The organism is Lentibacillus halophilus (assembly GCF_039522485.1).
GTDB lineage: Bacteria > Bacillota > Bacilli > Bacillales > Amphibacillaceae > Lentibacillus > Lentibacillus halophilus.
In genome coordinates, this window is sequence record NZ_BAAADM010000008.1 from 34,998 (window position 1) to 44,565 (window position 9,568).

General features: G+C 43.8%; 8 protein-coding genes. 4 read left to right on the top strand and 4 right to left on the bottom strand.

Going from position 1 to position 9,568, the window contains the following annotated elements; all coding sequences use genetic code 11:
* Positions 1–30: 30 nt before the first annotated feature.
* Positions 31–1,308 carry a CYP152 family fatty-acid peroxygenase CypC gene (gene cypC / locus ABDZ72_RS02080; RefSeq protein ID WP_343751015.1) on the top strand — a complete coding sequence of 426 codons (1,278 nt, stop codon included), beginning with the start codon at positions 31–33 and terminating at the stop codon, positions 1,306–1,308.
* A gap of 116 nt (positions 1,309–1,424) precedes the next feature.
* Positions 1,425–2,849, top strand: a complete 1,425-nt coding sequence (locus ABDZ72_RS02085) for a LysM peptidoglycan-binding domain-containing protein (RefSeq protein ID WP_343750849.1) — start codon at positions 1,425–1,427, stop codon at positions 2,847–2,849.
* Between the two features lie 107 nt (positions 2,850–2,956).
* Here the strand turns inward: ABDZ72_RS02085 and ABDZ72_RS02090 are convergent, their stop codons facing one another.
* Entirely contained in the window at positions 2,957–3,403 is a 447-nt protein-coding gene (locus ABDZ72_RS02090; RefSeq protein ID WP_343750852.1) for a YaiI/YqxD family protein, read from the bottom strand.
* A gap of 349 nt (positions 3,404–3,752) precedes the next feature.
* Here ABDZ72_RS02090 and ABDZ72_RS02095 point away from each other — a divergent pair, with 349 nt between their 5' ends.
* Both ABDZ72_RS02095 and ABDZ72_RS02100 read left to right on the top strand, forming a co-directional pair.
* Positions 3,753–5,291, top strand: coding sequence for a BCCT family transporter (locus tag ABDZ72_RS02095; protein WP_343751016.1), 1,539 nt, complete (start codon positions 3,753–3,755; stop codon positions 5,289–5,291).
* A 107-nt stretch (positions 5,292–5,398) separates the two neighbouring features.
* Positions 5,399–6,214, top strand: coding sequence for a squalene/phytoene synthase family protein (locus ABDZ72_RS02100; protein WP_343750853.1), 816 nt, complete (start codon positions 5,399–5,401; stop codon positions 6,212–6,214).
* A gap of 954 nt (positions 6,215–7,168) precedes the next feature.
* On the opposite strand, the gene ABDZ72_RS02105 is transcribed toward ABDZ72_RS02100, so the two are convergent.
* From ABDZ72_RS02105 to thiM, 3 genes are all read right to left on the bottom strand, one after another.
* Positions 7,169–8,143: a glycine betaine ABC transporter substrate-binding protein gene (locus ABDZ72_RS02105; protein ID WP_343751017.1), complete on the bottom strand. Its 975-nt coding sequence runs from the start codon at positions 8,141–8,143 to the stop codon at positions 7,169–7,171.
* 208 nt (positions 8,144–8,351) lie between these two features.
* Positions 8,352–8,957 (bottom strand): thiamine phosphate synthase, encoded by a 606-nt coding sequence (gene thiE, locus ABDZ72_RS02110; RefSeq protein ID WP_343750854.1) that lies wholly within the window; start codon positions 8,955–8,957, stop codon positions 8,352–8,354.
* 4 nt (positions 8,958–8,961) lie between these two features.
* Positions 8,962–9,568, bottom strand: a 607-nt coding sequence (thiM, locus tag ABDZ72_RS02115; protein ID WP_343750856.1) for a hydroxyethylthiazole kinase, incomplete at its 5' end; no start/stop codon positions are given.

Below are 9,568 nucleotides of genomic sequence, written 5' to 3' on the forward strand. Positions count from 1 at the left end.
ATAATTTTTTTGAGAAAGAAAATGTTATTCATGGATCAGATATATACCGGGGAGGTGAAAAAATTGTCAATACCGCACGAAAAAGGTTTGGACCATACATGTAACATGTTATTGGAAGGTTATAATTACATTGGAAACAGACGTAAAAGGTTTGGATCGGATATTTTTCAAACGAGATTACTTGGAGAAAACGTGATTTGTATGGGTGGAGAAGAAGCCGCGCAGATATTTTACGATGAAACCAAATTTAAGCGTAAAGGTGTTGCTCCGGAGCGGGTTAAAAAAACATTATTCGGCAAAAAAGGTGTACAAGGAATGGATGGATCGGCACATAAACACCGAAAACAGCTGTTTATGTCATTTATGACGTCTGATCGGATCAACGACTTGAAAGATATAACCGAAAGACAATGGGCAATTGCAGCAGCTGACTGGGAGCAACGTCGGAAAGTTGTTTTGTTTCAGGAAGCGGAAAAAATCATGTGCCGGATTGCTTGTACATGGGCTGGTGTACCGTTATGGGCGAAGGAACTCAATCAGCGAACCAATGACCTCTCAGCCATGATTGATGCATTTGGAGCGATCGGCCCAAGACACTGGCGAGGAAGAGCTGCTCGTAATCGTAGTGAACAATGGATTAGAACAATTATAAATCAGGTTCGTAATGGGGAGTACCATCCAAACGAAAATACAGCTTTATACGCTATGGCCTGGCACCGGGATTTACAGGGAAATCGGCTGAATCTTAAAGTGGCAGCAGTGGAACTCCTTAATATATTGAGACCAATCGTGGCAATCGGTCGTTATGTAACATTTGGAGCACTGGCGATGCATAACGTTCCGGAAACACAACAAAAATTGGTGACAGAGGGCGATGACTACAATCAGATGTTTGTTCAGGAAGTTCGACGGTATTATCCATTCGGACCATTTTTAGGTGCAAGGGTGCACAATGACTTTATGTGGTCCGGATACCATTTTAAAAAAGGAACGCTTACTTTGCTTGATATTTACGGGACAAATCATGACCCTGATTTATGGGATATGCCGGATGAATTCAGACCGGAACGTTTCAAGGATTGGCAAGGCAGCCCATTTGATTTCATCCCACAAGGTGGGGGTGATTATGCAATGGGACACCGTTGTGCCGGAGAATGGGTAACGATTGAAATAATGAAGGTAAGTTTGGAATTTCTGGCGAAACGAATGGATTATTATGTGCCGAAGCAGGATTTGCGTTTCAGCATGACACGAATACCATCCATGCCGAAAAGTCGCTTTATTATCAATGGTGTCACAAGTAAATAAAAGTGTGTTGAGAACAATGGATGAACGGCTTTAAATTAAAAAATCCCCCAAATGGTTACGAGGCAATCACCCATTGAATAGGATGGTAAGCAACATGCAAATTGGGGGAAAGAACGATGCGTATACATGTCGTGCAGCGCGGAGACTCAATATGGAAAATAGCACAAAATTACGGGTCAAATAGTCATCAGATTGCTTTGCTGAATGACTTGATGGATAATCCTGATACGCTTGTAGTCGGCCAATCATTGGTTATTCCAGAGCCAGGACGTGACTATGTCATACAGCCCGGCGATGACTTATGGTCGGTCGCTCAGATATTCGGGGTGACTGTTCAGGAACTTGCAGAAGCGAACAACATCGCCCATCCTTCACTGATATACGTCGGACAGATGCTGACAAATCCATATATTTCACATACCGTTCGGGAAGGTGAATCTATATGGGAGATTGCTCAACAGTATGGCGTCAGTGTTGAACACATTACTTCGGCTAATAATGTGGGAACGTCCGGATTGATTTTTCCAGGTCAAACAATCAAGATACCGCTTGCTTCCGGATCAGTCGCAGAGACCAATGCATATATGACACAATTGAATGAACAGGGGCAGAGTGAAGTAATGATGCTTGGCAGATATCTTACTTACGTGTCTCCATTCAGATACAGTGTAAAAGAAAATGGAACGCTTACTCAACTGCAGGATCAGACAGTACTGGAGGCAGCCAAAGCAAATAATGTGTCTCCCATGATGGTCGTGACCAATTTTTCACAAGGTGAAATGAGTTCGGATTTGGCAGCGGCGTTATTACGTAATCCGGATGCGCAGGAATCATTGGTTACCAACCTAATAAAGACGATGCGTGACAAAGGATATGCCGGAGTCAATTTTAATTTTGAATATGTTTATCCGGAAGACCGTGAAAATTATAATAATTTCTTGAGACGTGTTGTATCAGAACTCCATCCAGAAGGATTTCTGGTATCAACCGCGTTAGCACCGAAAGAAAGTGCACAGCAGCAAGGACTTCTGTATGAGGCTCATGATTATCAGGCACATGGGGAGATTGTGGATTTTGTTATATTGATGACGTACGAATGGGGTTGGGCTGGCGGAAGACCACGTGCCATAGCCCCGATTAATAAAGTCAGGGATGTGTTGGACTATGCTGTAACCGTGATTCCGCGGAACAAAATTATGATGGGTATGCCATTATACGGGCGAGACTGGAATGTGCCATGGGAAGAAGGAACATTAGCTGACACTGTCAGTCCCAAAGCGGCTGTGCAGTTGGCGCGAAAGTATGGTGCAACCATTCAATATGATGAAACGGCCCAATCCCCATTTTTCAGTTATGTAGATGAAGACGGACAGAAACATGAAGTATGGTTTGAAGATGCCCGAAGCGTTCAAGCGAAGTACGATACGGTGATGACATACGGCCTAAGAGGTGTGAGTTATTGGGTGCTTGGTATGCCATTTCCTCAAAATTGGCCGGTATTGCAACGTAACATTAACGTCCGGAAATTTGAAAACCTTTGAAGCGGTTGTACCGTTTCAAAGGTTTTGGTCACGTGTTGTCGACCAGCATCAATACCATATCGGGTTGTGTCTGTCGTCTTTTTAAAAAAGCCATCATTGTGATCGGATTAAATCAGGCTTTCCAATGTTTTGTGGAACAAATCCTGAAATTTTGCTTCATCTTCCGAACTGAATGCTTTCGGCCCTTTGGTCTTTTTGCCGCTTTTGCGAGCCTTGGCATTTATATATCGGGATTGAAGCAAATAATCGATATTTTGATGGGTGTATTTGAATCCTTTATGGTGCAGGACAGTACAGCCTTTCGACAACGCCAGGGATGCCAGGCCATAATCCTGTGTAATGATGATATCACCTTTCTGTGCCAACTGCATAATCCGGTAATCAGCAGCCTCCGCCCCTGTATCAACGTAAATGGTTTCAACACCGGGCGGATCATAACCATGCGAAAAATGGGAAAAACTTTTGACAAAAACGACTGGAATCGTATAAGGGTATGTCATTTCTGCAACGATTTGTTTAACAGGACAAGCATCTGCGTCAACATAAATAGTCAATTTAACGCCTCCATATATAACGTTATTTTAGCAGACATAACTATGGGATACCAATTGTTCGGATCGATTTTCATGCGGGACCAATGTGCATATAAATCATGCATTCAGTGGGGAAGGAAACGCCCAGATTGTTATGTTACATTATTTGACGATTGAACGATCATTAACTATAATGGTTTACTATGTACGAAAATATATGAGCAAGCCGATGGTTATAGAGACAGAATGAAAAATGATTGGTAAAGGATATCATTTTCCATCCAACGGTCGTATTCACAGCATACTTATATGCTGGAGACACTTGTTCCTTACAACAGGGAGGAAAAACGTGCAGAAAAAGAAAGTAAAAATGGATTGGACGGCATTTGCGGTTAGTGGCGGGTTTTTGATAGCATTTATTGTTTTATCATTCATTAACAGTGAAGCCGTGGGAAATTGGATTACAAAATTGTTCGATTTTTCGGCGAAGTATTTTGGAGCTTATTGGCAGGTCTTAATGTTTGGTAATTTTATCATTGGCATATTTTTAGGCTTTTCGAGATTTGGAAAAGTCCGCCTCGGTGGACTGGATAAGCCGAAGTATAGCTATTACCGCTGGGTTGCGATGATTTTGGTAACCCTTCTGGCAAGCGGAGGCGTTTTCTGGGCGGCAGCTGAGCCTATGTATCATTACATGTCGTCACCCCCACTATTCGGCGATGGCGCGTTCAGCAATGCACCGGCCGCTTTCGCTCAGGCGTTTATGCATTGGGGATTTTTTGCATGGGCCATTCTTGGTACATTGGCTACCGTTGTCATGATGTATGTGCACTATAGTAAAGGCTATCCTTTGCGTCCGAGATCGTTATTATATCCCGTTTTCGGCGAAAAAATATATCATAAAAGTATTATCGGCTCGGCGGCTGATATTTCTTCAATTATTGCTATCGCAGCAGGCACATTGGGACCGCTCGGTTTTCTTGGGTTACAAATTTCATATGGTCTCAATTATATTTTTAACGTGCCAAATACCGTATCCGTAAGTATCATGGTTATTGTCGTTCTCGTAGCGATTGCGGCGATTTCAGCTGCTACCGGGGTTGACCGGGGGATTCTTATTTTGAGCCGTTTCAATGTTGGCATGACATTTGTGTTAGGTATTATTGTCTTGCTGATTGGCCCCACGTTCTTTATCATTGATTCGTTCGTTGGGGGAATGGGAACGTACTTGCAAAACTTTTTCACGATGAGTTTTTATCGCGGCGATGATGCCTGGCTTGGATCGTGGACACTGTTCTTCTGGGGCTGGTTTATTGGCTATGGTCCCATGTTGATTATTTTTATCAGTCGTATTTCCCGCGGCCGAACGATAAGGGAATTGATTATCGCCGTATCCATCGTTGCGCCTCTCGTGACAAATTTCTGGTTTTCTATTATTGGCGGCACTGGGGTCTTTTTCGAAATGGAGAATTCCGGGTCTGTATCAGGAGCGTTAAATGAGGCCGGAATGCCTGCTGCTGTCATGGCCATTATGGATCAATTGCCAATAGGCATGGTTATGGCGGTTGCATTTTTAATTATATCGATTATTTTCGTAGCAACCACGGCCGATACGATCTCGTATACCGTTGCGGTAACATTGACCGGCAATGATCATCCAAAACGATGGTTGCGCGTGTTTTGGGCACTAATATTCGGTGCAACCGCAATGGTGATCCTGACAATTGGGGAAGGGAGTATAACAGCGATCCAGAATTCGATTGTTATTACTGCTGTGCCTGTCTCGTTTCTTTTGTTGCCGCCATTGTGGAATGCACCACAAATTGCGAAAAAGATGGCTCTTGAGCAGGGGCTGTTGTGGGAGCGTCCACGAAAAGGACGGCCCATTAAAATTGACCATTGGAAATAATGGGAGTGCCTTCGTGGTTCTCCCCCTTTTTTGTTCAAAATCATTTATCCATATCAATGTTTTGTGTTTTTTGATATACTTAGAGGTATCAAAGGGAGGCGTAACGGTTGAGTCAAGCAAAACAATTGCAAAAAGATGCAAACCATATGCTTAAGCAGACAAGCAGAACATTCTATATTCCGATTACTTTACTGAAACCGCCATTGAAACAAACGGTTGGATCAGCTTATTTATGCATGCGTGCTGTCGATGAGATAGAGGATCATCAAGAACTGGATGTAGAAACCAAACAACGTCTGCTGCGGGAGACCGGCCGCCTTTTAGAGGGCGAATTTGATGATGATGCGTATCGCTCCATGCTGCAGCCGTATGAATCGCTGCCGGAAGTGACACACAGGCTTGGTGACTGGATCCGTCTGTGTCCGAACGGAATTGTTGAAAAAGTAAAAGCGTCAACACGTGTCATGGCTTTCGGAATGGCTGACTGGGTGGAGAAAGGCTGGCATATACGAGATAGAGACGATCTTGATGATTATACCTATTATGTAGCTGGTCTCGTAGGCGTTATGCTGTCTGATATCTGGTATTGGTATGATGGAACGGAAACAGACCGTGAGCTTGCCATTAGCTATGGACGTGGACTGCAAGCTGTGAATATTTTGCGGAACCAGGATGAAGATAGTGAACGTGGTGTGAAATTTGTCCCGGATGGCTGGACAAGGGAAGATATGTTCCAGTACACTGAAAATAATCTTGCACAGGCCGACGAATACATGAAATCTATCGAAACCCGACATATTTTGCTGTTTTGCAGAATTCCCCTCGCATTAGCCAAGCGGACGATTAAAGCTTTGAAAGAAGGCCGTGAGAAGATATCCAGGAATGAAGTGGAGACGATTGTTGAGAACGTGAAACATAATTAGATAAAGAAATTGCTTGATTTGTTGTTTACTGAAACGATTTGACCAATTAACATCCACATCGCCAGTGTATAAAATAAAGAAACAACATTTCATGGTAATTGCCATGAAAAATTCCCGCCTATGTGAAACCATATGGATTGATTGCATATGAACAAGAGAAAATGGCTGCCAATTCTATACTCTTGGCAGCCATTTCCTTTTTTTTATATATTCGTCAGGTGTTAACAAACCCTGCTCTGCTGAGAGTTTATATGAGAAAACATCAAGCGGTCATCAAGTGGTTAATAACATTGAAACGATTGTATATGGTCTAAATCGATTCCATAGTAGACCCATCTGTTCCTCCGCCAACGAAAGCCAGCGATGGATCGTGGTCCGATAAAGATTGGGAAAAACCAGAAGGCATCCCATTGTAACCAAATATACGTGAATTGAAACAAGCATCCTCTGATCGAGCCAGGGTCAATAGCATAGGTGCTAACCCCTCCCGGCCCCTTTTGCATTGGCTGTTGTTGTGGTGTGAAGGCCGGTGGTGGGGAATTGGGGGGGCTGACTTGCTGTTGTCCGCCCGGCACGTTGGACGGTCCTCCAGGTGAATAGCCGCCCCCTGATGGCCCGGGAGATCCGCCAAAGGTAGGCCCCCCTCCGGGTCCTTGATTCGAAGACCAAGGAAAGTTAAATATCCTTTCATTATCAAACGGTGGCTGATTATGATTCATAATTCATTTCCTCCTTAAAAAAACCTTCTCTTTACTATATGGGAATTCGTCTAATACTGTATGGGCGAATCCATTAGTTGTTCTTTTATTTCTTATATCTCATCTCTGAACATAAGTTATCCCATACGTGGAGACGGGGATAAACAGCTTCTCTTTAACATCCGTGGGAGTTAAAAACACTCTATCAAAAAAGAGCTCCCCCCCATTCGTCATGGAGGAAGCTGGTTTGTAGGGTTTATTCCGTTTGAATACCTTTTGTCCATTCGTCAATAAGCTCTGGATTATCGTTTATAAACTGCCGGGCAACTTTTTTAGGGTCTTTATCCTCGGCAAACACCTTAGGCATCAGTTTTTCAATCATTTCATACGATTCCGTATACTGATTGATAAATTTATAAGCGGCTGGTGCGTCGTCTTCCAAATTTTTATTGGCGACGATACTAATATGGCCACCATTTCCGCCATAACTGCCTTTTGGGTCATTTAACATTTTTAAATCCATGACGCCAAATGTCCAGTGCGGTTTCCAAAGGGTAACCACAATTGGTTTTTTATTCTCAATAGCCGATTTCAACTCGGTGATCATAGCTGCTTCCGAACTATGTCGCAGATCCCATTGCTCCAGACCGTATTGATCAATTGCTTTTTTGGTCAGGCTCATAATGCCGGCTCCCGAATCGATACCTGTAATCTTCCAATTCAGTTTTTTACCAAGCTCTGTGTTGTCTTTTAAGTCTTCCACAGAGTCAATATCTTCCATATAGGATGGCACGGTTAAGGCCAATGGCGCTTTATCGAGCGTCTGATTAACTTCTTCCACCTGGTTTTTATATTGATCCCAATATTGCTTCTGACTTTTTGGCAGCCAGGCTGATGCAGTGAAATCGGCTGTTCCATCAGCTACACTGGCCCACATAGGTCCTGTTTCGACTTGCTTGACCTCCACATTGTAACCAATGTCTTTCAGAACTTCCCCCATTAAGTAACTGACGACCGTTTCTCTTGCCCATGCAACATACGGAATGGTCAGTTCCTTTTTGCCTAATTCAACATCTTTGTTTTCGTCCGTTTCCGTATTTTCGTTCTGGCTCTCATTATTTTCCGGGGATTCGCTGGCATTCGTGTTATTATCGTCTGCACCACATGCTGCAAGAACTATAGAAAACATCAAAATAAAAGCCAATTCTGTTAAACAACGTTTGTTCCACATCAACCGTTATCCACTCCTTCTCTCAATTTATTAGCCATGTGGTTCAGTGTACGAGACTCGACCTGAACAAGGCTAATACCAAAAAAGGGTTTTATGGATAACATACCTTTATTTTGAAGATCCACGGTCAGTTATTGCAGTGATTCTTCGTTTTTTCTGTTTACAGGGCGGAATGCTGTCCGCGTGTCACCATTCGACAATTTTCACCTCAAAGGCTGGCGACGACAGCGTTTATATCATCCGCTTTTGTAATAGCTGAAACAACTGAAACCCCATCCGCACCGGCATCGATAACGGATGCAGCATTTTGGTCGTTAATGCCGCCAATTCCGACAATGGGCGTACCGGGATACTGACGTTTTAATGTTTTAATCCATTCGGTACCGACAGCTTGTTTGGCGTCGTCTTTGGTTGACGTGGCAAAAATCGGTCCAGCTCCGAGATAATCAGCCAGATGAATTGGGCTGTTGTCAACTTCATGCTGATTGGATACCGACAGGCCAATAATTTTATCCGGAAATTTTTCCCTTAACTCTTCCAAGTGCCTATCATCCTGGCCGACGTGGATACCATCAGCTTCCAGTGGTTCAACCATATCCATGTCGTCATTGACAAAAAACAATACGTGGTGCCGCGTGCATATATCGCGCAGTTGAAAACCTAAATTCAGCTTTTCCTGTCCGGTCAGCGAGCCTGTCCCCTTTTCCCGGAATTGAAAAGCGGTAATACCGGCTTTTGCTCCCTTTTCCAAAATAGCTGCAAGGTCCCCAGTACAGTTCTGGCTTCCCATGATAAAATACTTTCGTAAATTCATAACGTTACGTCCTTTCCAATGTTGCAGGGTCATAGGATAGGGCATCGATAAAATGGGGCAGAAATGTTCCAGGTCCATTGACATCCGTTTGCTCGGCGACATATTCCGCTGCCAATCCATAAAATCGGACTGCCGTTAAGACTTGTTGTTCAATCGCGTCGTTCGTTGACAGGCAAGCTGTTAAAATGGAACCGAGAAGGCATCCAGCCCCGGTTATTTTGCCTAGAAGAGGATGCCCGGTGGTATTATGCAACATTTCATTGCCAATGCAAATGACATCCGTTTTTCCAGTAACAACGGCGGTACAGGAATAGGCTTCCGTTACCTTTGAAGCGATTTCATCCGCGTCGCCATCCCCGATTGATTCAACGCCTTTGGTTTCCCAGGGGACTTCAACGAGGTGCGCGAGTTCACCGGCATTTCCTTTAATGACGGTGGGCTTTACTTCGGTTAAAATCTCTTTCATCGCTGTTGTCCGGAACGGGGTGGCCGCAACACCGACCGGATCAATGACAACCGGAACTCCTTTTTCATTGGCTGCTTTGCCGGCTCGAATCATGGATTGCAGCTCGTCAGCGGTTAAGGTGCCGATATTAAGCAGGACGCCATTC

Excerpts from the sequence above, each read along its gene's own strand:
- cypC (WP_343751015.1), top strand. The coding sequence starts at position 31 with ATGGATCAGATATATACCGGGGAGGTGAAAAAATTGTCAATACCGCAC.
- ABDZ72_RS02085 (WP_343750849.1), top strand. The coding sequence starts at position 1,425 with ATGCGTATACATGTCGTGCAGCGCGGAGACTCAATATGGAAAATAGCA.
- ABDZ72_RS02095 (WP_343751016.1), top strand. The coding sequence starts at position 3,753 with ATGGATTGGACGGCATTTGCGGTTAGTGGCGGGTTTTTGATAGCATTT.
- ABDZ72_RS02105 (WP_343751017.1), bottom strand. The coding sequence starts at position 8,143 with ATGTGGAACAAACGTTGTTTAACAGAATTGGCTTTTATTTTGATGTTT.
- thiE (WP_343750854.1), bottom strand. The coding sequence starts at position 8,957 with ATGAATTTACGAAAGTATTTTATCATGGGAAGCCAGAACTGTACTGGG.